Here is a 23,417-nt window from a genome sequence, read left to right as displayed (position 1 = left end):
CCATATCAAAGCCATCGTTTGTGGACATGTTCATCAAGATGCGATTCATCAGTGGCAAGGGATTGAATTTTTATCAACGCCATCAACATGCATTCAATTTAAACCAAAAAGTGAAAAATTTGCATTGGATGAAGAACATCCAGGTTATCGTTATATTTGCCTTAAAGCTAATGGTGAGTTGGAAACACAAGTATACCGCTTAAAAACCTCTGAACGCATGAGCAGCTCTGAGGTATTGGGTTATGATTAACTGTGGTTTGTTAAACTTTTGATTACAAATCACATCGATGATTTCTCACCAAATCTAGACATGAATGACTACCATCTTGCGAAAAAACTCTATATGATGACGACCCCTGATGGAAAAAACCATCGCAGGTTTCTATAAAAACACTTGCATAGCACCATATTTTTTGCGTATAGATAGTACGTGTAAGATGAGGAATGCCCTTTATGGCGAATGACAACCAAAATCAAGTCTTGGATGAACAAACCGAAGTGATTGATGAGCAAAAAGCGCCTGTAAAACGTGTGCGTAAAACCAAAGCCAAGGCTGCGGAAGGTGGAACCACTGCAAGTTTATTTGGTATCGCACCTTATCAGCCAAAGAAAAATGAAGAATACATGTCTGATGGGCAACTTGAGCATTTCCGCCAAATTTTAGATGCGTGGAAAGCTGAGTTAATGTCTGAAGTTGATCGTACCTTGAATACCATGCAAGATGAATCAACAGCATTACCTGATGTCAATGACCGAGCAACACAAGAAGAAGAGTTTGCCATCGAATTACGTACACGTGATCGTGAACGTAAACTGATTCGCAAGATCGAACAATCACTTGAAGCAATTCAAGCGGGTGATTATGGATTCTGTGAAACTTGTGGTATCGAAATTGGTTTACGCCGCTTAGAAGCGCGTCCAACTGCGACCCAATGTATTGACTGCAAAACTTTGGCTGAAATCAAAGAAAAGCAAAACAACGGATAATTGTGACTGTTGAGAATGCTCTAGCCGAGCACAGCTCGGCTCTTGCGAATCAGCGAAACGATGTTTCGCTGATTCGCTACTCAGGTCGATTTGCCCCATCCCCTACTGGTCCTTTACATTTTGGATCTTTGCTCACCGCAGTCGCGAGTTACTGTGATGCTAAAGCCAATCAGGGGACATGGTTGGTTCGGATTGAAGATACTGACATTCCTCGCATCTATCCAAATAGCGAAGCGCATATTCTTGCTTGTATCGATGCCTTCCAGTTCCAACCTGACGCCGAGATAATATTTCAAAAAGATCGTTTAGCGTACTATGAACAGGTTTTGGAACAACTCAAAACAACTCACGCGATTTATGCATGTCAGTGCACACGGAAAATTCTCGGCTCGAACCATATTTATGCAGGTACATGTCGAGAGCTTAACTTAGATTTTGCCCAACAAGCTATTCGCCTAAAAGTCTCTGATCAACGCATCTGTTTTGAAGACCGCCTACAAGGCCAACAATGCTCCAACCTTCAACATGATTTAGGCGATTTCATATTAAAACGCCGTGATGGCATTATTAGTTATCAACTCGCTGTTGTCGTTGATGATTTTTTACAAGGGATTACCCATGTTGTTCGAGGCGCAGATTTACTGGATAACACAGCACGACAAATCTGGTTAGCTTCGGTGCTGAATTATCCTGTTTTGCAGTATATGCATCTACCATTAGCAATGAATGATCAAGGCCAAAAACTATCAAAGCAGAATATGGCTCAACCGCTTGAACTTTCAAAAGCGCCTGAATTATTACAGCATGCCATTTTGGCACTCGGTCAGCCCCATGTCGATCTCGACCAACCTAACGTTATGCTTAAGCAAGCGATACAACAATGGGATGTGAGTCTCATCCCACAAGGCATTTATCTTTCTGGTGTATATCAATAAATAATAAAAAAGCCCTTATTCGCATTAAGGGCTTTCTAGTTTCAATCCTAGCTCAGAACAACTAGAAGTTCGACTCTTCTTTGACAGGATTATGCTCTTGAGTCGAGGCATCAATTTTTAGAATCAAACTAATCATCGCTGCACACATCATTAAAGATGTCCCACCATAACTAATGAACGGCAATGTCAAACCTTTGGTTGGCATAAGGCCCATATTCATACCTGCATTAACCAAAATTTGCAGTAAGAAAATAATGCTAATTCCATAAGCCAAATAACCCGCACGTAGGTAGTTATGCTGTAATGCACGGTGTCCAATTTTGATACAGCATGCAAGCATGGTGAATGACAAAATCATCACTGAGGTTACACCAACAAAACCAAACTCCTCACCCAATACCGCCAACATAAAATCCGTATGTGCTTCAGGTAAATAAGACAGTTTTTGCACACTATGTCCTAAACCCGTTCCAAACCATTCCCCACGCCCAAAAGCCATCAAAGCATTAGACAACTGATATCCAACACCCAAAGGATCAGCCCAAGGGTTAGTAAATGAAATCAATCGCTGAAAACGGAACGGTTCGAAGATAATCAACGCACTGATGCCAGCGAGAATCGCACCCAACATGATTAAAAACTGGGTCGCTGGTGCGCCTGCCAAAAAGAAGACACCCACCATCATCAAGACAATCACCACCGTTGCCCCCAAATCAGGTTCCGCAACGATGAATCCTACCGTTAACGCCATCACACCACTTAGACGTAGCAGTCCTTTCCAATGTGTACGTACTTCTTTAGCACGGCGAACCACATAATCTGCCGTAAAAATTGCCATAACAATTTTGGCAATCTCCGTTGGTTGTATAGTAAAACCGCCGACTTTGATCCAGCGATGCGCACCATTGACCTCTGTACCAATCACCAAAACCGCTAGCAATAATAAAATCGTGATCAACCACAATAAAAAGGCATTCTTAAACCATAGATTGAGCGATATTCGATACGTTAGAAAAGCCACGATACCAGCCACACAAATAGAAATGCCGTGACGGATTAGAAAGTAAAATGGATTTTCATGAATATACTCTGCATAAGGCATCGAAGCAGATGCCACCATCACTGAACCAAAGCACAATAAACAAATCACGCAAAAAATAAGAATATTTCGCGCCGTCATTTCTGCTGGAAGTTTTGGTAAACGACTCAATAATTGCGAAATTTTTTGCGCCGTGTTTTGGGCTAAATCCGCCATAATTCTATTCCTAATTTTTATTACCATTCAAGGCATGCACACATGCCACGAATTGATGACCACGGTCATTATAACTTTTAAACATATCAAAACTTGCACATGCAGGTGAAAGCAAAACAACATCTTCAGCTTGTGTTGCCTGATGGGCAATATCGACCGCCTGCTTCAAGCTACTCGCATGCTGAATCTGGGTTGTATTGTGTAGGGCTTGCTCAATCATGGCAGCATCCTCACCGATCAAAATAACAGTTTTAACGTATTTCTGTATCGCATTACGCAAAGGCTTAAAATCCTGCCCTTTACCCTGACCACCTAAAATCAGTGCCAATTTGCCATGTTTTGCTTCGATTGCAGCACCCAGTCCCTCTATTGCCGCGAGTGTTGCGCCAACATTGGTGCCTTTAGAATCATTGTAGTAACGCACCTGATCAACCGTCTGTACATATTCACAACGATGCTCTAACCCTTTAAATTGTTGTAATGTTTCCAACATGGATTGCGTTGGTAAACCAATCGCCTCACCTAACGCTAAACATGCCAAGGCATTTGCAACATTGTGCATTCCTTGAATATACAAATCTGAGGTTTTGATTAAACGTTCACGACCACGGGCTAGCCACATGCTCCCATCAGCTTCACGAAGTACACCATATTGATTCATGTCAGGTGCATTTAAACCAAAACTCTGCATCGGTGTGACATCAGGAACGAGTGGACGACTTAAACTGTCATCACGGTTATATACCACCTTTTTCACACCTTGGAAGATACGATGTTTTGCTTTATGGTAGCCGAGCATATCGCCATGACGATCTAGATGATCCTCACTCATATTCAGCAACACGGCCACTTCCGCATTCAAATGAGAGGTCGTTTCTAACTGAAAGCTGGATAACTCCAACACAATGAGTTCAGGCTGATCTTTGAGTAAATCTAGTGCTGGGCGACCTAAATTACCACCTACAGCCACTTTTTTTCCTGCATCCTTTGCCATCAAGCCAAATAAAGTTGTAACTGTACTTTTGGCATTAGATCCAGTAATTGCAACAATTGGAACATCTGTTGCACGACGTAATAATTGGATATCACTGATAACGGGAATACCCTTTTCAAGAGCTTGTTGGATCTCTGGCAGTTGGGGTGCCAATCCCGGACTTAAAATAATTTCTTCAGCTTGTAGCAATAGATCTAGATCTAGCTTTCCAAAGCTTTTTTTAATATTTTCAGGAATTTGATCATGTCCTGGCGGTGTTTCTCTGGAGTCCGTGACTGCAACTTGGTAGCCTTGTTCATGCAGAAAGTTTACTGCTGATACGCCTGAAATACCCAAGCCAGCCACAACTTTTAATCCACCACGTTGTATTAACATTTTTGCCCCATTTGTTACGGATCACGGAATGGCAAAAATGTTAGCACTTTACTGTTTTAAATGCTTTTTCAGTTTTAGTTTTATTCACTCTTTTTTGTGTCAGTGCGTAAAAGCTCAACACATTAAAGTTGCAAAAAAAATTGCCCATATCTTAATATGGGCAATCCTTATTTTTTAACGCCATTTGACAGTTTGTATTGGCGCTGCCTTTTTACTGTCTGCTTCATCAGTTGAACAACCGCAACCTCCGCCACAGCCTGCAACCATCTTAGGCTTTAACCATGTTGCTAAACGCTGCCAACCTAAGCGTTGACACAAGCTTGATAAAGCATCAAACGCTGAATTTGCTGTTTGAGGAAACACTTTCTTAAACACAACGATAGCGCTCCACAGTACCAATACAGCGACAATCAGGTATTCAAACATAAGGCACTCCAATCAACCCCAAATGCGAGATGCAATTTGATAGGTAAAGAAAGACATCAAATAAGCCAACCCAAACAGATACGCGGTCATCACACCCACATGCTGCCAAGAACCTGTTTCACGGCGTACAGTCGCTAAAGTGGCTAAGCAATGTGGAGCATAGATAAACCAAACCAATAACGATAATCCTGTTGCAAGTGACCAACCTGAACCATCGGCGCTAATTAAATTCGCCAGACCATCGGCAATCGCATCATCATCCACACCAGACAATGCATATACCGTTCCCAAGGCAGCAACCACAACTTCACGTGCCGCCATTGCAGGAATCAATGCAACGACGATTTGCCAGTTAAAGCCAAGTGGAGCAAAAATTGGTTGTAACAAATGCCCAATCATTCCCGCAAAGCTATAATCAATTGCAGCACGCGTTGCGTCCTCAGGTGCTTGAGGGAAAGTACATAAGAACCACAATAGAATCGAAAGAGCGAAAATAATTCCACCCACACGCTTTAAGAAAATTTTAGCGCGATCTAATAGGCCGATCGCAACACTTTTGAAGTTAGGAATTCGATAACTTGGTAGCTCTAACAATAATGCATGTTGCGACTTATCTTTTTGCAAAAATTTTGTCACAAAGGCAACGCATAAAGCACTAATGATCCCTGCCATATATAAACCAAATAACACCAAACCTTGCAGGTTAAAAATCCCCCACACGGTTTGACCTGGGATAAAGGCAGCAATCAATAGTGCATACACAGGTAAACGCGCTGAACAAGTCATCAATGGCGCAACCATAATCGTGGTAAAACGATCACGTGGATCACTAATACTTCGGGTCGCCATAATGCCTGGCACTGCACAAGCAAAACTTGAAAGCAAAGGAATAAATGCACGCCCACTCAGCCCTGCTTTAAACATCAGTTTATCTAACAAGAAGGCTGCGCGAGGTAAATAACCCGATTCTTCCAATACTAAAATAAAGAAAAACAGAATCAGAATTTGTGGCAAGAAAACTAGAACACTCCCTGCCCCAGCAATAATCCCATCAACCACTAAACTATTGAGCAAAGGTTGACTAATATGATCACCTAAAATCTCTCCGGCCCAAGCAAAAAATTCTTCAATCCCATCCATAAATGGTGCAGCCCAAGCAAAAACTGCTTGGAAAACCACAAACATCATGACTGCTAAGCTCAACAAACCAAGCACTGGATGTAGGAAAATTTTGTCGAGGAAATTGGTGCGCTGATCTTCCTGATCAACAAACTTAACCACATCGTTAAAAATCACTTCGATCTTTTGATGATGATCGCCCGTCAAACCGCTCAATTCAGTTTTTGGAATGCTGTAGTTACCTTGATCAAGGGCATGCAATAGATTTTCGACACCTGCACGGCGAACAGCAACAGTTTCCACCACAGGAACACCCAAACGCTCCGATAGTTTTTGTGTATTGATTTGAATGCCACGACGACGCGCTTCATCCATCATATTCAATATCACTAAAACAGGACGTCCAAGCTCGATCACTTCTAAGACCAAACCCAGATGCAATTTCAAGTTAGTCGCATCTACAACACATAAGAAAGCATCTTGATGACCTTCTTCTGCAATTTTACCTTGGCAAACATCACGGGTAATTTCTTCATCTGGGCTAGTTGCTTTTAAGCTATAAGTGCCCGGCAAATCTAGCACTCGAACATTCTTCCCAGAAGGAAGTTGAAAATGCCCAACCTTACGCTCAACTGTCACTCCCGCGTAGTTGGCAACTTTTTGGCGTGTTCCTGTTAAATGGTTGAATAATGAAGTTTTACCACAGTTCGGATTTCCCACAAGGGCAACACGTAACGCATCACTCATGCAGGTGCTCCTTCAAGTTGAATTTCTATTTTATCGGCTTCAGCTTTACGCAATGCAAATCGCGTAAAGCCTATCTGGATCAGGATCGGGTCACCACCAAAAATACCTTTGGTAATCACCTGTACTTGTGTACCTGGCACAAAGCCTAGACTCTCTAAACGAACAGCTACAAGGTCTGTCTGTTCCGTATCATCGACTAAGCGATTAACTTTGGTAATCATCGCTGTTTGCTTGACTTTTAATGCTGATAAACGCACCACATTTCACCATAAACCGTTTTCACCAAGTATACAGACAAATGAGAATAATTACCAAAAGCAATCTCAATGGCATTTACCTAATTCACAGATCGACAATATGTTTTTTTTCTTTTACAGTGCCAACAGAGAACCTCAATTTATTCAATTATGTTAAATAAAAAACCACGTATTCCTACTGCCGTTTCTATCCCAGAAAATTTAAGTTTTTTGCAGGGTTTTCGTGATTATTTAGTTGCACAAACTGTAAGCCCTCATACACGTAATGCTTATTTATCTGATTTGATTCAATGCAGCGAGTTACATCGAACAGCTTCACTACCGCAGTGGTCTAGTGAGGATATCGGTGATGTTTTAATTGAGTTAACCAAAGCAGGGAAAAGTCCTCGCTCAATCGCACGCTGCCTATCTGCCCTACGCCAATTTTATAAATTCTTACGCGAGCAAAAACTAAGAGAAGATAACCCTGTTGCCTCACACCACTCACCTAAAATTGGTCGTGCATTACCCAAAGATCTATCTGAACAAGATGTTGAGGCCTTAATCAATGCACCAGATATCAGTACAACGCTAGGCTTACGTGATCGTGCAATGTTTGAAGTTCTGTATGCTTGTGGATTACGTGTATCAGAATTACTCAATCTGCGTTTAGAGTTGATCAACTTAAAACAAGGGTTTGTGCGTATTACAGGCAAAGGCAATAAAGAACGTCTCGTTCCACTAGGGCAATATGCCTGTGATTGGATCGAAAAATATTTAGCAGAATCTCGCCCTCAGTTATATAAGAGCAATACGGATTATTTGTTTTTAACTCAGCATGGCGGAATTATGAGCCGCCAAAATTTTTGGTATGCAATTAAACGTTATGCGCTGCAAGCCAATATTCAAGCAGAGCTCTCCCCCCATACCTTACGACATGCATTTGCGACACATTTACTCAATCATGGGGCTGACTTACGTGTCGTTCAAATGCTACTCGGACACAGTGATCTTTCTACCACTCAGATTTATACCCATGTTGCTCAGCATCGAATGCAAGCCTTGCATCATCAATATCATCCGAGAGGTTAATATGTCTGTTGCTTAACACTAAAAATAAACTGCAACATATTCACAGACACGATGCAAGATTTAACGATGTTATTGCATTTTTTTGATATGCTTGAGCGAGTTTATAAATACAGTATGAAAAAAAGGTTCTTTATGGTGTTTACTCGGTCTAGATTAGTACTGGCTTGTACATTGGCATCAACATTAATATTAGGTGCTTGCTCAAAAGATAACGCGACCCCAAAACAAGATACGCTGACAGCAAGTACGCCAGCAACGGGCGAGGCTTCAACATTAAATGAACGTAATGCACAACAACGACTAATCTCGACTTTAGACAAACATTTCAAAGCTGCCAAAATTAACGCTAAAATCATCGCCGTACAAAAAACCGAAGTCCCTAATTTGTTTTGGGTCAATCTTGATGGCATGGGCTCTGTCTATGCAACGAGTGATGGTCAATACATTATCCAAGGTGATGTCATTCGCTTAGGTGATAAACAATTGCACAATGTCGGCGATGCATTGCAAGCTGTAGAAAATAAAAAGCATCTCGCAACCTTAAAAACCGAAGATTTGATTGTCTATCCAGCCAAAAGCGGAAAAGCCAAACATATCATCTACGTTTTCACCGATTCAAGCTGCCCTTACTGCCATCGCTTACATGAACAAATTCCGGAAATCACAGCCAAAGGCATCGAAGTCCGCTATATCGCATGGCCACGTGGTGAACAATTCATGCCGACCATGCAAGCCATTTGGTGTAGCACTGATCGCAAAGCAGCGTTTGAGCAAGCAATCCAAGATCAACCCGTTGCCTCAGCCGAGTGTAAAAACCCTGTCCGAGATCAATATCAGTTGGGACTTAGTATGGGCGTAAATGGCACACCAGCGATTTATAACGTTGAAGGTGAGTACTTAGGTGGTTATATGACGGCTGATGAAATCGTTCAACGTTTAAACAAATAACCAATGCTTCTAGCATTCAAAAATTGAACGACTTGGGCGACAGATTAAAGATGATCTTAGCCCTAGTGTCTGCGCATTTTTTTAGCTATGATCAAGCTTCATTAAAATGATTGAATAAAATGGAGTGTGACGTGAAACCAGTTCGTCTGGCGATACTCGGTCTTGGTACTGTTGGTGGTGGAGCCCTTAAACTACTACAAGAAAATGCTGCTGAAATTAAACGCCGTACCGGTCGAGAAATTCAAATTACACACGTAGGCACTCGCCGTCCACGTCCAGATCTACAACTAGAAGGAATTCAGCAAAGCGATGACCTAATGGCAATCGTACGCCAACCTGATGTGGATGTCGTTGTTGAAGTGATGGGTGGAATTCACCCTGCTTATGAAATCATCATGGAAGCCATCAAACATGGTAAACAGGTGGTAACAGCGAATAAAGCATTACTTGCAGAACATGGTAATGAACTTTTTAAAGCTGCTGAAGATAACGCCGTACAAATCGCTTATGAAGCCGCTGTAGCTGGTGGTATCCCAATTATTAAAGTGATTCGTGAAGGGCTAGCAGCAAACCATATCGAATGGCTGGCAGGAATTATTAATGGTACAGGTAACTTTATTCTCACAGAAATGCGTGAGAAAGGTCGTGCCTTTGCGGATGTCCTTGCTGAAGCCCAACAACTTGGTTATGCAGAAGCAGATCCAACCTTTGATGTCGAGGGCATCGATGCAGCACATAAGCTTACTATCTTAGCGTCTTGTGCATTTGGTATCCCACTTCAGTTTGACAAGGTGTATACCGAAGGTATCAGCAAAATTACGGCACAAGATGTCAAGTATGCCGAAGAGCTTGGTTTCCGTATCAAACATTTAGGAATTGCACGTCGCGCTGAAAAAGGTATTGAGTTACGCGTACACCCAACTCTAATTCCTGCAGAAGAACTGATTGCTAACGTCAATGGCGTTAAAAATGCTGTTTTGGTTCAAGCCAATGCTGTCGGTCCAACCTTGTATTATGGCGCGGGCGCGGGCGCAGGTCCTACAGCTTCTGCTGTAGTTGCAGATGTCATTGATATTGTACGTGATATTTCTTACACAGAAGATGGCGCTGGAACAATTCCACAACTTGCATTTGAAGCACTCACCGATATGCCGATTCTCAGTCGTGAAGAAATGACGACTGGATATTACATTCGTTTGAATGCCGAAGATCAAACAGGTGTCTTAGCTGATGTTACGGCGATCTTAAGTCGTGCAGGGATTAGTATTGATGCCATCATGCAACAGTCTCGTCTTAAAGATCTCATCCCAATTGTGATTTTAACCGATCCAATTGTTGAATCAAAAATGGATGAAGCACTTGCACAAATTCAAGCTTTGCCTGCAATTCATGGCGAAATTGTGAGAATTCGTTTAGAATCGCTCGATAGTTAATCAGGTTGAGGGAAAATGCCTTCCCTCACCCCGCTCTACCTCATATTGGAACACCATCATGTCGAATGCCAATCGTTATACTGGTCTTGTTGATCGTTATCGTGACCGTTTACCTGTGTCTGCAACTACACGTGCTATTTCTCTAGGTGAAGGAAACACGCCTCTAATTAAATTAGAGAATATTCCACGTCTGATTGGCAAAAACGTAGAAATTTATGTGAAGTACGAAGGGCTTAACCCAACGGGTTCATTTAAAGATCGTGGTATGACGATGGCGGTGACCAAAGCAGTCGAAGAAGGTTCAAAAGCAATTATCTGTGCTTCTACCGGAAATACTTCAGCCGCAGCTGCAGCCTATGCAGCACGTGCAGGAATCAAGGCTTTTGTTTTAATCCCTGAAGGCAAGATTGCAATGGGGAAAATGGCACAGGCCATGATGTACGGCGCGATTACTATGCAAATTCGTGGTAATTTCGATGATGGTATGCGTCTTGTAAAAGAAGTAGCAGATCAAGCACCTGTAACGATTGTGAATTCAATCAATCCATACCGCTTACAAGGTCAAAAAACCATTGCTTATGAAATCGTTGAAGCTTTAGGTCGAGCACCTGATTACCACTGCTTGCCAGTAGGTAACGCAGGTAATATCACTGCACACTGGATGGGTTATACAGAAGCTGTCGCAAACCAACCGGCTGATCAGTTTGAACAAGTGATCTATGATGCTGCAACAGATCAATTTACTGGTCCAAAACCAGAAGGCTTACCAACGATGGTCGGTTATCAAGCATCAGGTGCTGCACCATTCCTTCGTGGTGCGCCAGTTGAAAGCCCTGAAACAGTTGCAACAGCAATCCGTATTGGTAACCCACAAAGCTGGAACCATGCTAAGGCTGTCGTACGTGACTCTAAAGGCTGGTTTGATGAACTTCAAGACAGCGAGATCTTAGAAGCTCAGCGCTTGCTTTCTATGTATGAAGGTGTATTTGTTGAGCCAGCTTCAGCAGCTTCTATCGGTGGTGCGATTCGTGATATCAAAGCAGGTAAAATTGCTGAAGGTTCTGTGATCGTATGCACAGTGACAGGTAATGGTCTAAAAGATCCTGACACAGCAATCAAGCAGTGTGCTGATGCCGTTATGTTGTCAATCGATGCAACAATGGATCAAGTTAAAGACTCTATCCTTTCAAATATGTAAAATAGAGTTGATAAAAAAAAACCAGTTGCCTGCAACTGGTTTTTTTATGCGTTGAAAAAGCTTAAACGCGTTTTGGTAGAGTATTTAACCAGGTCAATAAGTTAGTTGCATCGCTATTACGTGCTTGAGTACTTGGTGCACCCAATAGCACCACAACTGCAGGGCGCGAATTGACTGTAGTATGCATCACGACACAACGTCCAGCTTCGTTGATATAACCTGTTTTAGAAAGGTTAATATTCCATCCACCGTTGCGAACCAAAGCATTGGTGTTATTTGATTTCAATACACGATAACCTAAATTGAAATCATAGGTCGGTGTGGTTGAGAATTGACGAATCAAACCATACTGTGAAGCTGCACTGACTAAAATGCCCAAGTCACGTGCCGAAGAAACATTGCCTGGATGCAAACCCGTAGACTCAATAAAATGTGTCGCAGTCATACCCAGTTGTTTAGCTTTACTGTTCATTGCTGCATAGAAAGCCGTACGCCCACCTGGGTATGTACGAGCCAATGCAGCTGCTGCTGGATTTTCAGATTTCATCAAAGCAAATAACAAAAGTTCAGCGCGATTCATACTATCGCCAGCGCGTAGTGTAGAACTAGAGTTCTTGCCACCTGCTCCTGCAAAATCGATCTGTTGCAAAGTCACTTCTTCAGACATATTTAAACGAGCATCTGCGGTGACAACAGCAGTCATCACTTTAGTAATCGAAGCAATAGGTAGCGCTGTGTTGGTATTTTTACTAAATAATACTTCACCTGTTTGAGCATCCATCACCAATGCCGCACGTGCATTGACTGAAGGTTGACTACTATAGCCCACCGTGTCACGGATCTGCACGCTTTGTTGAGGTGAGGTCGAAGAGGTAATCGTCGCTGAACCACCACTACGTAACGTTGTGGTCACCGAGGTCGAACCTACTGGGCTCAAATCTAATGGCTCATCATCATTCATCAATTGACTGGCGTCATTCGCCGACCAGCTCATTGAGGCTGAACCATTATTACCCGAAATTGCTGAATTATTATTGACCACTAACTCAGCAAAACTTGTTGAACTCCACGCCAACAAGATTGACATGCCTAATACATGCATGACAGATTTTTTAGCATTTTTCACGACACAATACTCAACTCAAGGTGCTGCACATTTGCGCTTACTATCATTATGCCTTACATTTGAGCATATTGGGTAAAGCTTTTATAGACACAATTGTGTACAACTATTCTCTAAAAATGAAGAATAGCATTGCTAATTTTGTCATTTCATTGCAAGCTAATTTTGCTTTATGTAACAAAAAACCAATTTTTTGATAAAAAGGAGGTCTTCTTGATCACTGTTCTCGTTGTTGATGATCATGAACTCGTACGCACTGGTATTTGTCGTATGTTAGAAGACCACCCCGATGTTGAGGTTGTAGGGCAAGCTGAGTCTGGCGAAGAAGCAATTGCTTTAGTCCGTCAGAAACATCCTCAAGTTGTTCTGCTCGATGTCAACATGCCGGGTATTGGTGGTGTTGAAACCACAAGACGTTTGTTACAAACCGCACCTGATACCAAAGTAATTGCGGTGAGCGGTTTGGCTGAAGAACCCTACCCATCATTACTTTTAAAAGCAGGTGCAAAAGGCTATATCACCAAAGGCGCACCGATTGCTGAAATGGTTCGAGCCATTAATAAAGTCATGCTCGGTGGTAAATATTTCAGTGCTGATATAGCTGAGCAGCTTGCCAGCTCATATTTATCTGATACACAACAATCTCCTTTTGATGCATTGTCTGAACGTGAGATGCAAGTGGCAATGATGGTTGTAAACTGTATAAGTGCTCAAGAGATTGCTGATAAACTTTTTGTTAGTGTAAAAACCGTAAATACCTACCGTTATCGTATTTTTGAGAAATTGGCAATTGACAGTGATGTCAAACTGACCCATCTTGCGATTCGTTATGGACTGATCAAACCTTAAAACCGTTGTGAATTGCCTATGTTGGGAAAAGTTGCATCTTCGGTGTCACAAACCATTTACCAGCTTGGGATGTGGTATAGCGGATATCGCCTCATTATTTCCGTATGCCTATTGCTCATTTTCTTGTTAACTGCTGAGCAACTGACCACCAATTATCTTTACCCAACATTGTATTCATATACGCTGATTGTCTATATTGCATTAAATGTCAGTCAGCTTTTATTTCTTAAATTATTTCCGACCCACGTGAATAAACAGCTGATTGCGATCTTTCTCGTCGATGTCATCTGTTTAAGTACCATTACCTTTGCAACAGGCGGGCCAAACTTACAGCTCAGTTTGCTTTATGTCATTATTATTTTTGCCTCGGCAATTTTATTGAATGCTCAGCTTTCTCTAGTGGTAACGCTGCTCGCTGTTATCATGATTGTGTATCAGCGTTTTCTGGGAAATTTATTTGACTACAACAATTTAAACCATCTCAGTAATAGCCTGCTGTTGGTATTTTTATTCTTGGTGGTATATGCCATAGGGCGTATTGCAGTACAGCGTTTTAAAATTTTAGAAGCCCTTACTTTTCATCAATCCATTGAAATTCATCAACTCCAAAACATTAACCGTTATATCTTGGAGCAAATTGAGGATGGATATCTGGTTTTAGATGAAAGTAATCATATTGTTTTAACCAATCCTGCTGCCAATACCTTATTAGGTATTCATTTACCTGTTTCCCATGAAAAAACGCCCTTAATCAAATGGCAACCCGATCTATTTGAACTGATCAAATTCAGTGACCTAGAAGATGGTGAAGAGTTCACTTTTGAGTCACAACAAAGTTTGTATACCGTCCATGTACGTGTCAAACATTTGGTCGTACCTGAACAAGCATTAGTTTTATTAATTCTCAAAGATGCTCAGAAATTAACTCAGCGTGTACAACAACTTAAACTCGCAGCGCTCGGACAACTTTCTGCCAGTATTGCACATGAAATTCGCAATCCTTTAGCCGCGATTGTGCAAGCCAATGAGCTGTTTAATGAAAGCGATGCGCATCAACAACAAATGCTCACTCGTATGATTCGTAAACAAGCAAAACGTATCGATCGGATTGTAGAAGATACTTTGGCAATGGCACGCAATAAACCGACTGAACCACAAAATATTCATCTTGTGGAGTTCTTTGAAAGTTTATTTGAAGAGGATCTAGTCGATGTCAAACACATGATCCAATTAGAGCTTTCAGAGAATATTCAAATCTTATTTGATGACAAACAGTTGCGCCAAGTGCTGATCAATTTGGTGAGAAATGCATTAAGACACAACGCATCGGATATACCTTATATCGAAATTAAAGTACACGCTGAAGAGACTAAAGTTCGAATTGATGTTATCGATTTTGGTTTAGGGGTAGCAAAAAGAGACCTTTCTCAACTGTTTAAACCATTTTTTAGTACCGAAATCAAAGGAACTGGTTTAGGATTGTATTTGTCTCATAGTTTCTGTGAGGCGAATCATGCAAAGCTCACTTATGTAGAGCGACAACAAGGAGCATGCTTCAGGATTGAATGCTCAATAATTAATTGATTAGATTAGGTTTTTCGGGGAAATGGCAACTAAACAACCACTCGTCTTGCTCGTAGACGACGAAGAGGACTTGTGTCTTCTCATGCAAATGACACTTGCACGTATGGGAATTAAGACACATTTGGCTTATCGTGTAGAGCAAGCAAAAAAATTCTTTACTGAATTTCAATATGATGCATGTTTAACTGATTTAAATCTTCCAGACGGCAACGGTTTAGATCTCGTCCAACATGTCACCCAAAATTACCCAAATACTCCGATCGCTGTGCTGACGGCCTATGGCAATATGGACATTGCGATTGCAGCATTAAAAGCCGGGGCATTTGACTTCGTTAGCAAACCAGTCAACCAAGTGCATTTGGATCAATTGATTCAAAAAGCATTGAATCGACCACGACCTGAGCAAGAAGCGGCTGAAACAGCCTTAGAAAATAAACTACTGATTGGACGTTCTGCGCCGATTCAACAACTGCGCATTGCATTAAAGAAAATCGCGCGATCACAAGCGCCTGTCTTTATCACCGGGGAGTCGGGAACTGGAAAAGAAGTTGTTGCCAACTTGGTTCATCGCTTAAGTAATCGTAGTGAAGGGCCTTTTATTGCCATAAACTGCGGTGCGATTCCAACAGAACTGATGGAAAGTGAGCTTTTCGGGCACAAAAAAGGCAGTTTCACTGGGGCGACCCAAGATAAACAAGGTTTAATTTTATCAGCACATGGCGGTAGTTTATTTCTTGATGAAATCGCTGAACTGCCACTCAACATGCAAGTAAAATTATTGCGTGCAGTGCAAGAAAAGAAAATCCGCCCTGTAGGCTCAGACCAAGAAATTGATGTCGATTTCCGTGTGATTAGCGCCAGTCACCAAGATCTTGAGTTACTGGTTCAGCAAGGACGATTCCGACAGGATTTATTTTTCCGTATCCACGTTATGGATATTGTACTCCCACCATTACGTGAACGTGGACAGGACATCCTGTTATTAGCGAATCATTTTATCCAAAGAATTTGCCAAGAATGGGAACTGCCTGCCAAGACATTATCGTCTCGTGCAGAGCAATTTTTATTACAACAATATTTTCCTGGTAATGTGCGCGAACTACGCAATATTATTGAACGTGCAATCACGCTCAGCGATGATGAAACGATTGATTTAGCGCACTTACAAACAGCGCCATTACGCAGTCCAATTTCAATGCCATCAGCGCCATCTTATAGCCAAGAAGAAGTTGAGCAGCCACAATACACCAGCCCAAGCACAAGTTCGAAAAAACTTCCACCTGAAGGTTTAGAGCGTTATTTAGAAAATATTGAAAAAGAAGTGCTACTTAATGCATTAAATCTAACCCATTGGAATCGAACGCTCGCCGCGAAGAAACTCGGAATGACCTTCCGTTCCTTGCGTTATCGTTTGAAAAAATTCGGATTAGATACTGAAGAAGATGACACCTAACTAAAAAAAACCTCGATCTATGGATCGAGGTTTTTTTAGTTCTAAAGTCTGCTTTTTAGCACTAAATCTGAAATATGATCTAAGTAATATTCCTCTTTCATTTCTGGCTGCAAAGCATAGCTCTGATTTGGTTGAATTCCTTGCCCCTCAATCATTAAACCATTGGGGGTATAGTAATGTGAAACCGTCATTTGCAAAGCAGCGCCATTGGGTAGCGGAAATAGCTTTTGCACCACGCCCTTGCCATAACTGGTTTCCCCAACAACCCATGCACGTTTATGCTCTTTTAAGGCGGCTGCAAAAACTTCCGCTGCCGAAGCTGAACGCCGATTAATCAACACGCCTAGTTTCAGATTTTGAAACTCCTTCGATGGCAAAGCTTGAAATTGTTGATCACCTTCAGAACGACTCTTTGTGGTAACAATCAAGCCCTGATTTAAAAATAAGTCCGCAGATTCAACCGCAGCAGAAAGGAGACCACCTGGATTATTTCTTAAGTCCAAGACCACTGCTTTCAATCTTGGTGAACCAAATTCTTCAATTAGTCGCTTAATCTCATTAGCTGTATCTTGTTGAAAAACTTTAACTTTAAGCACTAGCACTTGATTAGATAGCAATACTGGCTCGATATCTGTTTCTACTTTTTTATTTCTCACCAAAATCACAGTACTTGTGGTGTTCTCTGGTAATATCTGTACTGTGCTACCAATCGAACCATACAGCAAACCTTGTACTTGATCTTGATTTAAACTTTTTAATTCTTGATTATCAATTTTAAGAATCGCCTGTCCATTTTTCAGACCTAACTTATTTGAATCCGACCCTGTTTTGAGATCTTGAACTTTCCATAATTTGCTATGCTGATCAAAACCTAGATTGAAATCAACTGAAGCTAAGTCGCCTTCCGTATATTGGATCAATTGACGATATTCTTCAGCTGACAGATAGCGTGAATAGGGATCTAAGCCACTGACTAGACCTTTGATCGATTGCTGAAATAATGCATCATCTGATTTTTTTTCAACATAATTGTCTCGGACAATGCCATAGATCTGCACAAACTGTTGAATTGATTCTATTGGTACTTCAGCACTTCGTGATGGTGGATTCTCCCCCCATCCCGATAATGGTGCAGCAACAAGCGTATGCCCCCAACACAACAACAAACTGGCAAATACAGCGCGATAAATGTTGTTGCGTGGGGTCATTCTCTCACCTTATTGTAAAGTAATTAGATTTTTTCCTTGCATCTCTTGCGGTACAGGGATATTCATCAAATGTAATAATGTTGGTGCAACATCTGCCAATACACCACCTTCAGCAATGGTTGCTTGAGTAGGGCCAACATAAATAAATGGAACAAGTTCAGTTGTATGCTGAGTATGTACTTGACCGCTGTCATAGTCTTGCATTTGCTCTACATTACCATGATCCGCCGTAATTAACATATGCCCTTTGTTTGCCATCACCGCATCATAAACACGTCCGAGGCAGGTATCGACTGTTTCTACTGCTTTCACCGCGGCATCAAACACACCTGTATGCCCAACCATATCTCCATTGGCATAATTCACCACCAATAGATCAAATTCGCCTGAGTTAATTGCATTGACCAATTCATCCGTCACTTCAATCGCACTCATTTCAGGTTTTAAATCGTAGGTCGCAACATTCGGAGACGGAATCAAAATCCGCTTCTCGCCCACATACTCATCTTCACGTCCACCGCTAAAGAAGAAAGTCACATGTGCATATTTTTCAGTTTCAGCAATACGCAATTGGGTCTTACCTAAGCTTGACAAATATTCACCAATCGAATTTTTTAATTCTTCTGGCATATACGCAATTGGTGCATCAATACTGGCTTGATAACGTGTCAACATGACAAATTTTGATAAATTCGGCACAACCTTACGTTCAAAACCCGCAAAATCTTTTTCCACAAAGGCACGGGTAATTTCTCGTGCACGATCGGCACGGAAATTCATAAATACAAGGCTATCCCCATCTTGTACTTTAACAATCTCGCCGATACGTGTTGCTTTGACAAACTCGTCATTTTCTTCAGCAGCATAGGCCTGTTCTAGCCCTTCAACTGCTGAGTTTGCCACACGAACAGCCTCACCTTCGGTCATCAAACGGTAAGCTTCTTCGACACGATTCCAACGATTGTCACGATCCATCGCAAAATAGCGACCAATCATTGACACAATACGTCCTTGATTTGGGTATTGAGCAAATAAAGCATCTAATTTTTCTAATGAGGGTTGAGCACTACGTGGCGGTGTATCACGCCCATCAAGGAATGCATGTAAATACACTGTTGCCCCACGTTTTAGTGCAAGCTCACACATCGCAACGATATGATCTTCATGTGAATGTACACCACCCTCTGAAAGTAGGCCCATCACATGAACTGCACCATTGGCGGCCTTGGCTTTCTCAACCGCATCGACCAATACTTCATGCTCAAAGAAATCCCCTGTACGGATATCTTTTGTAATACGAGTAAAATCTTGATATAGCACGCGACCAGCACCAAGATTCATATGCCCCACTTCAGAGTTACCCATTTGCCCATCAGGAAGACCAACATCTTCTCCAGAGCCAGAAATTAAACTATTCGGATGCTTGGCTTTCATCGCAGTCAAATTTGGGGTTTGCGCAGCTAAATACGCATTATCTTCAACTGCTTCACGATGTCCTACACCATCCATAATTACAAGAACGTGAGGAATTTTGCCAGCATTTGCATCCGTCATAATGGACTCTCTGTTTGTCTATCATTTGATCGGCATAGTTTACCGAAATTTACATCAATTCTCTATGATCTTAACGATGGCTTTCAGCAATGTTCGCGATAGAGCAAGCATATCGATCAACTCGCTATCTTGCTCGGTACAATAAATAGCTTCCGATCATAAACATCAGCACCACTGGCAGTAGTACAAACCATGCAGGTGACGGTGCATAAACCAAACTCGCGTATCCCATAAAATCTTGTAGATAGAAAAAACCGAGTCCCGTAAAGAGCGCAATCACCAATCTAAATCCCATAGATTGTTGACGTAAGGGACCAAAAATAAACGAACATGCGATCAACACCAAAGCAATCAAGGCAAATGGTGAGGCCACTTTCTGCCAAAATGCCAATTCATAGGTTTTAGGCACTTGGCTATACTCCTCCATATAACGCATAAAACTGATCAACTGAGTAGGAGATAAATCTTCAGGATCTATCGTTACCATATGGACATATTTTGGTTGCAAAGCCAATGCCAGTGCTTGGTTGGCATGATCTGTTTTAATCGCATTCCCTTGAGGCAATAAATCAATCTGATGAGATTGCTCAAGCGTCCACTGTCCATCTTTAACAAAATTGCCTTGTTCAGCTGTAACAAAAGACTGTAAACGGTAGTTTTCGTCAAAATCAATGGATTGGATATTACGCAACTGACCTTGCGAGTTAGCATAATCAATATAGGTAAAACGCTGCCCTTCTCTCGACCAATAACCTTTAACTTCACCTAGTGCAGCGACGCTTCGTTGTTTTTTAATACTTTGGGCCTTTTCATTGGTATAAGGGATCACCCATTCACTCAATGTAAAGGATAAAACAATCAGTAATAAAGCTGACCGCATCACCCAACCCACGATTCGCCAGAGACTGATCCCGACCGAACGCATGACGATCAGTTCGCTATTAGAAGCCAGTGCACCCAACCCCAAAACAGAGCCAATCAAAGCAGCGACAGGTAAAATTTCATATAAATAACGCGGTGCACCCCATAACACATACAGAAATGCTTGCCACGCATTATAATTTGGTTTTAATGAGCCCAACTCACCTAGATAGGTAAATAGGACTTGTAAAAAAGACAGCACCAACGTCGTACCGAGCATTGCCAGTACCGTGGTTTTTGTTACATGTTTGGCGACTATTCGACGTGCTAACATTACAACCCCACTCGTTGCATACTTTTCTTAATTTTAGGTGCTAGTTTTTGTTTACGCGTAAACAGGGCAGCCGCAATACCATAAATCAACAACACTGCAGGATAAGCCCAAATATCTAGCTCTTCTTTACTAATACGCGTTTTAATCGCAATCATTAGTACGATTAAACTGGCAAAAATAAAGATAGCGGGAATCAGACGATAATATCGCCCTTGACGTGGACTCACTTCAGAGAGCGCGACCGCAAGGAATAACGCCACGACCATCACGAAAGGACCAAAGATACGCCATCCTAACTCTCCTCTTACCACGAAATCATCACGCTTTTGCCACAACTTCGACATCGATAACGCTTCAACATCTTCGCTTTCAAAGTTGACATCTTTATCATTCTCTAAACGTAAACGATAAGACTGAAACTCGGCTTGCGTATATCTTGGCTGATTGGGATAAATCTCGTAACGGCGACCTTGCACTAAGTCGACAACACTCGCAGTATCATTTTCAATTTCAACTCGTGTAGCCTCTTTCGCCAGAATCATTTGATCAGGCTTGTCTTCACGATCTGATTTATAATAGTAAAAGATATCTTTTAAGTTTTTTCGATCTTCTGAAAGAGAGCCTGCATAAATAGTATAGGAACCAGAAGAAATAAACTCTTTGGGTCGCACCAAATCAAAACCAGCTCGTACCGCTTGAGTTTGCATCAAGCTTTGATAACCTCTTATGCCCGCTGAAGCCCCCCAGCACATGAGTACCGCCTGTACAATCAAAAATACAGCAGTCATCGGTAATAACAAACGTGTTAACTGATTACGGCTCACCCCACTGCCATTTAATACCGCCATTTCATGATCGACATACAAACGACCAAACACCAACATTAAACCAATGAAAAAGCCCAAAGGTAAAATCAGCGTTAAAAACTCAGGTAGACGATAAGCAATAATACTGAGTAGCACGCCACCATCGAGACGACCTTGTGCAGCGCGCCCAAAAATTTTGATGAGCTGCCCACCCATAATAATCAAAGTGAGCAAGGCCGTCACAACCAAAGAGGTGGACACCACTTGTTTGACGAGGTAACGTCGAATAATCAAAGTAATGCTTCCAAAAAAACCAATCGAGGGGTATCGCTAGTTTACCCGAATGTTAAAAATATAAAACCTATCGCATGTTGCGGATTGCAACCTCATATCTGAAAGTGTTTAATGAGATTATCTTTATTTTTTACCGATTAGGTTCTAAACAAACAATGAAATTTACTCTTGATCATGCCTTTCCAACACAAACAGCAAGTGAATCTTTATGGATTTTGGTGGATTCAGAACAACTACAAACCAATCTAAACTCCTACCAAATCAGTCAATTAGAAGAAGTCTTAACTGCAACTCACTTTAAAGCAAGTTTTAATGAAAGCTTAGCTTTAATTGCAAAAGTTGCGGAGCACAGTAACACCCAACTACTCGGACTTGGAAATGCCACTGAGCTCAAAGCAACCAAATTAGCAAAACTTGCACAAACGATTATCAAATCATCACAAAATAAATTTAAACAAATTAGTGTTGATTTATCCGCACTACCAGCAGAGCTTCATTCACTATTTGCTTTAAGTTTGACTCAGGCTGCTTATGGCTATGACGAGTTCAAATCAAAAAAGAATGCGTTTGTACTCGAAACTATCCACCTGATTGCGAGCCAGACAACTTTAGATGATGCCCAACTCAATCTGATTCATGCAGTTCAATCTGGCCAAAGCTATGCTAGAGACTTAGGCAATCGCCCTGGGAATATTTGTTTTCCTGAATATCTAGCAGATCAAGCACTTTCTCTTGCAGCACAATATCCAGACCGTTTAAAAGTAACGGTACTTGATGAACAACAGATGGCTGACTTGGGCATGCATGCATTTCTTGCCGTTAGCAAAGGTTCAGACCGTCCAGGGCGTATCATCACGCTAGAATATAATGCCAAAATTGAACAAGCACCTGTCGTTCTTGTTGGTAAAGGCGTAACGTTTGACACTGGCGGTATTTCACTGAAACCCGGCTTAGGCATGGACGAAATGAAATTCGATATGTGCGGTGCAGCATCCGTACTGGGCACCATGCAAGCACTTTGTGAAGCGCAGTTGCCAATTCATGTGGTGGGTGCAATTGCAGCAGCAGAAAATATGCCTTCAGGTGGCGCCACTCGTCCCGGAGACATTGTCACGACGATGAGTGGTCAAACGGTTGAAATCCTCAATACCGATGCAGAAGGTCGTTTAGTTCTATGTGACACCTTAACTTATGTAAAACGTTTTAATCCTGCGTTGGTGATTGATATTGCGACACTCACAGGTGCATGTGTTGTTGCATTAGGTAAAGTCGTGAGTGGCTTATTTACACCAGATGATGAGCTTGCCCAAGCATTACAACAAGCTGGTGAACAGTCACACGATCGTGTATGGCGTATGCCAGTCATGGAAGACTATCAAGAATTACTCGACTCTCCGTTTGCCGATATTGCCAATATTGGTGGTCCTCATGGTGGTGCAATCACAGCAGCATGTTTCCTTGAGCGTTTTACCCGTGACTATCGCTGGGCGCATTTGGACGTCGCTGGTACCGCATGGTTATCAGGTGCCGCCAAAGGTGCAACAGGACGACCAGTCCCTTTACTGATGCAGTTTTTAGCAAATCGTGTTGAAGCGAAAAACTAAAA

At 41.8% G+C, this 23,417-nt stretch carries 20 protein-coding genes and 1 pseudogene; 11 read left to right on the top strand and 10 right to left on the bottom strand.

Going from position 1 to position 23,417, the window contains the following annotated elements:
* The 3 genes and pseudogenes from HMPREF0023_RS12305 to gluQRS form a co-directional block, all read left to right on the top strand.
* A pseudogene (locus HMPREF0023_RS12305) lies at window positions 1-250 on the top strand (3',5'-cyclic-AMP phosphodiesterase); the annotation flags it as partial.
* Between the two features lie 203 nt (window positions 251-453).
* Window positions 454-987, top strand: coding sequence for an RNA polymerase-binding protein DksA (gene dksA, locus HMPREF0023_RS12300; RefSeq protein ID WP_005083939.1), 534 nt, complete (start codon window positions 454-456; stop codon window positions 985-987).
* A 2-nt stretch (window positions 988-989) separates the two neighbouring features.
* On the top strand, window positions 990-1,922 hold the full coding sequence (gene gluQRS / locus HMPREF0023_RS12295; protein WP_008942257.1) for a tRNA glutamyl-Q(34) synthetase GluQRS: 933 nt from the start codon (window positions 990-992) through the stop codon (window positions 1,920-1,922).
* Window positions 1,923-1,983: 61 nt separating this feature from the next.
* On the opposite strand, the gene ftsW is transcribed toward gluQRS, so the two are convergent.
* The 5 genes from ftsW to HMPREF0023_RS12270 form a co-directional block, all read right to left on the bottom strand.
* Entirely contained in the window at window positions 1,984-3,177 is a 1,194-nt protein-coding gene (gene ftsW / locus HMPREF0023_RS12290; RefSeq protein ID WP_005087921.1) for a putative lipid II flippase FtsW, read from the bottom strand.
* A 10-nt stretch (window positions 3,178-3,187) separates the two neighbouring features.
* On the bottom strand, window positions 3,188-4,546 hold the full coding sequence (murD, locus tag HMPREF0023_RS12285) for a UDP-N-acetylmuramoyl-L-alanine--D-glutamate ligase (RefSeq protein WP_008942256.1): 1,359 nt from the start codon (window positions 4,544-4,546) through the stop codon (window positions 3,188-3,190).
* 174 nt (window positions 4,547-4,720) lie between these two features.
* A complete protein-coding gene (locus tag HMPREF0023_RS12280; RefSeq protein WP_008942254.1) occupies window positions 4,721-4,972 on the bottom strand; it encodes a DUF6587 family protein in 252 nt (83 codons plus the stop codon).
* Between the two features lie 12 nt (window positions 4,973-4,984).
* The gene (gene feoB / locus HMPREF0023_RS12275; RefSeq protein ID WP_008942253.1) at window positions 4,985-6,838 is read right to left on the bottom strand and encodes a ferrous iron transporter B; all 1,854 of its coding nucleotides are present in this window, start codon (window positions 6,836-6,838) and stop codon (window positions 4,985-4,987) included.
* Window positions 6,835-7,095, bottom strand: a complete 261-nt coding sequence (locus HMPREF0023_RS12270; protein ID WP_017394530.1) for a FeoA family protein — start codon at window positions 7,093-7,095, stop codon at window positions 6,835-6,837. The genes feoB and HMPREF0023_RS12270 overlap by 4 nt, the downstream gene beginning before the upstream one ends.
* A 150-nt stretch (window positions 7,096-7,245) precedes the next feature.
* On the opposite strand from HMPREF0023_RS12270, the gene xerD reads away from it, so the two are divergent.
* From xerD to thrC, 4 genes are all read left to right on the top strand, one after another.
* The gene (gene xerD / locus HMPREF0023_RS12265; protein WP_008942252.1) at window positions 7,246-8,166 is read left to right on the top strand and encodes a site-specific tyrosine recombinase XerD; all 921 of its coding nucleotides are present in this window, start codon (window positions 7,246-7,248) and stop codon (window positions 8,164-8,166) included.
* Between the two features lie 132 nt (window positions 8,167-8,298).
* Window positions 8,299-9,114: a DsbC family protein gene (locus tag HMPREF0023_RS12260; RefSeq protein WP_026056261.1), complete on the top strand. Its 816-nt coding sequence runs from the start codon at window positions 8,299-8,301 to the stop codon at window positions 9,112-9,114.
* Window positions 9,115-9,245: 131 nt separating this feature from the next.
* Window positions 9,246-10,547, top strand: a complete 1,302-nt coding sequence (locus tag HMPREF0023_RS12255; protein WP_026056262.1) for a homoserine dehydrogenase — start codon at window positions 9,246-9,248, stop codon at window positions 10,545-10,547.
* A gap of 58 nt (window positions 10,548-10,605) precedes the next feature.
* On the top strand, window positions 10,606-11,745 hold the full coding sequence (gene thrC, locus HMPREF0023_RS12250; RefSeq protein WP_004637599.1) for a threonine synthase: 1,140 nt from the start codon (window positions 10,606-10,608) through the stop codon (window positions 11,743-11,745).
* A gap of 61 nt (window positions 11,746-11,806) precedes the next feature.
* On the opposite strand, the gene pbpG is transcribed toward thrC, so the two are convergent.
* On the bottom strand, window positions 11,807-12,871 hold the full coding sequence (gene pbpG / locus HMPREF0023_RS12245; protein ID WP_004637598.1) for a D-alanyl-D-alanine endopeptidase PBP7/8: 1,065 nt from the start codon (window positions 12,869-12,871) through the stop codon (window positions 11,807-11,809).
* 210 nt (window positions 12,872-13,081) lie between these two features.
* Between pbpG and HMPREF0023_RS12240 the strand changes: the two genes are divergently transcribed.
* From HMPREF0023_RS12240 to HMPREF0023_RS12230, 3 genes are read left to right on the top strand one after another with little or no spacing between them, the layout of a single operon-like run.
* A complete protein-coding gene (locus tag HMPREF0023_RS12240; protein ID WP_005083960.1) occupies window positions 13,082-13,717 on the top strand; it encodes a response regulator in 636 nt (211 codons plus the stop codon).
* 18 nt (window positions 13,718-13,735) lie between these two features.
* Complete coding sequence (locus HMPREF0023_RS12235) at window positions 13,736-15,301, top strand: sensor histidine kinase (protein WP_005087910.1); 1,566 nt, start codon at window positions 13,736-13,738, stop codon at window positions 15,299-15,301.
* Window positions 15,302-15,323: 22 nt separating this feature from the next.
* Window positions 15,324-16,754: a sigma-54-dependent transcriptional regulator gene (locus tag HMPREF0023_RS12230; protein WP_005083966.1), complete on the top strand. Its 1,431-nt coding sequence runs from the start codon at window positions 15,324-15,326 to the stop codon at window positions 16,752-16,754.
* A gap of 41 nt (window positions 16,755-16,795) precedes the next feature.
* Here the strand turns inward: HMPREF0023_RS12230 and HMPREF0023_RS12225 are convergent, their stop codons facing one another.
* The 4 genes from HMPREF0023_RS12225 to lptF all read right to left on the bottom strand — a co-directional run bounded on the left by HMPREF0023_RS12225 (window position 16,796) and on the right by lptF (window position 21,811).
* The gene (locus HMPREF0023_RS12225; protein ID WP_008942249.1) at window positions 16,796-17,962 is read right to left on the bottom strand and encodes a S41 family peptidase; all 1,167 of its coding nucleotides are present in this window, start codon (window positions 17,960-17,962) and stop codon (window positions 16,796-16,798) included.
* A 9-nt stretch (window positions 17,963-17,971) separates the two neighbouring features.
* Entirely contained in the window at window positions 17,972-19,516 is a 1,545-nt protein-coding gene (gpmI, locus tag HMPREF0023_RS12220; RefSeq protein WP_008942248.1) for a 2,3-bisphosphoglycerate-independent phosphoglycerate mutase, read from the bottom strand.
* Between the two features lie 124 nt (window positions 19,517-19,640).
* The gene (lptG, locus tag HMPREF0023_RS12215) at window positions 19,641-20,711 is read right to left on the bottom strand and encodes an LPS export ABC transporter permease LptG (RefSeq protein WP_004637591.1); all 1,071 of its coding nucleotides are present in this window, start codon (window positions 20,709-20,711) and stop codon (window positions 19,641-19,643) included.
* Window positions 20,711-21,811 (bottom strand): LPS export ABC transporter permease LptF, encoded by a 1,101-nt coding sequence (gene lptF, locus HMPREF0023_RS12210; RefSeq protein ID WP_004637590.1) that lies wholly within the window; start codon window positions 21,809-21,811, stop codon window positions 20,711-20,713. The genes lptG and lptF overlap by 1 nt, the downstream gene beginning before the upstream one ends.
* Before the next feature lie 155 nt (window positions 21,812-21,966).
* On the opposite strand from lptF, the gene HMPREF0023_RS12205 reads away from it, so the two are divergent.
* Window positions 21,967-23,415 carry a leucyl aminopeptidase gene (locus HMPREF0023_RS12205; protein ID WP_026056263.1) on the top strand — a complete coding sequence of 483 codons (1,449 nt, stop codon included), beginning with the start codon at window positions 21,967-21,969 and terminating at the stop codon, window positions 23,413-23,415.
* Window positions 23,416-23,417 lie beyond the last annotated feature (2 nt).

The sequence above is a fragment of the Acinetobacter sp. ATCC 27244 genome (assembly GCF_000156555.1).
Taxonomy (GTDB): Bacteria; Pseudomonadota; Gammaproteobacteria; order Pseudomonadales; family Moraxellaceae; genus Acinetobacter; species Acinetobacter haemolyticus.
This window is presented reverse-complemented; position numbering and strand designations above follow the sequence as displayed.

Excerpts from the sequence above, each read along its gene's own strand:
- dksA (WP_005083939.1), top strand. The coding sequence starts at position 454 with ATGGCGAATGACAACCAAAATCAAGTCTTGGATGAACAAACCGAAGTG.
- ftsW (WP_005087921.1), bottom strand. The coding sequence starts at position 3,177 with ATGGCGGATTTAGCCCAAAACACGGCGCAAAAAATTTCGCAATTATTG.
- murD (WP_008942256.1), bottom strand. The coding sequence starts at position 4,546 with ATGTTAATACAACGTGGTGGATTAAAAGTTGTGGCTGGCTTGGGTATT.
- HMPREF0023_RS12280 (WP_008942254.1), bottom strand. The coding sequence starts at position 4,972 with ATGTTTGAATACCTGATTGTCGCTGTATTGGTACTGTGGAGCGCTATC.
- feoB (WP_008942253.1), bottom strand. The coding sequence starts at position 6,838 with ATGAGTGATGCGTTACGTGTTGCCCTTGTGGGAAATCCGAACTGTGGT.
- xerD (WP_008942252.1), top strand. The coding sequence starts at position 7,246 with ATGTTAAATAAAAAACCACGTATTCCTACTGCCGTTTCTATCCCAGAA.
- HMPREF0023_RS12260 (WP_026056261.1), top strand. The coding sequence starts at position 8,299 with ATGGTGTTTACTCGGTCTAGATTAGTACTGGCTTGTACATTGGCATCA.
- thrC (WP_004637599.1), top strand. The coding sequence starts at position 10,606 with ATGTCGAATGCCAATCGTTATACTGGTCTTGTTGATCGTTATCGTGAC.
- HMPREF0023_RS12235 (WP_005087910.1), top strand. The coding sequence starts at position 13,736 with ATGTTGGGAAAAGTTGCATCTTCGGTGTCACAAACCATTTACCAGCTT.
- HMPREF0023_RS12230 (WP_005083966.1), top strand. The coding sequence starts at position 15,324 with ATGGCAACTAAACAACCACTCGTCTTGCTCGTAGACGACGAAGAGGAC.
- HMPREF0023_RS12225 (WP_008942249.1), bottom strand. The coding sequence starts at position 17,962 with ATGACCCCACGCAACAACATTTATCGCGCTGTATTTGCCAGTTTGTTG.
- gpmI (WP_008942248.1), bottom strand. The coding sequence starts at position 19,516 with ATGACGGATGCAAATGCTGGCAAAATTCCTCACGTTCTTGTAATTATG.
- lptG (WP_004637591.1), bottom strand. The coding sequence starts at position 20,711 with ATGTTAGCACGTCGAATAGTCGCCAAACATGTAACAAAAACCACGGTA.
- HMPREF0023_RS12205 (WP_026056263.1), top strand. The coding sequence starts at position 21,967 with ATGAAATTTACTCTTGATCATGCCTTTCCAACACAAACAGCAAGTGAA.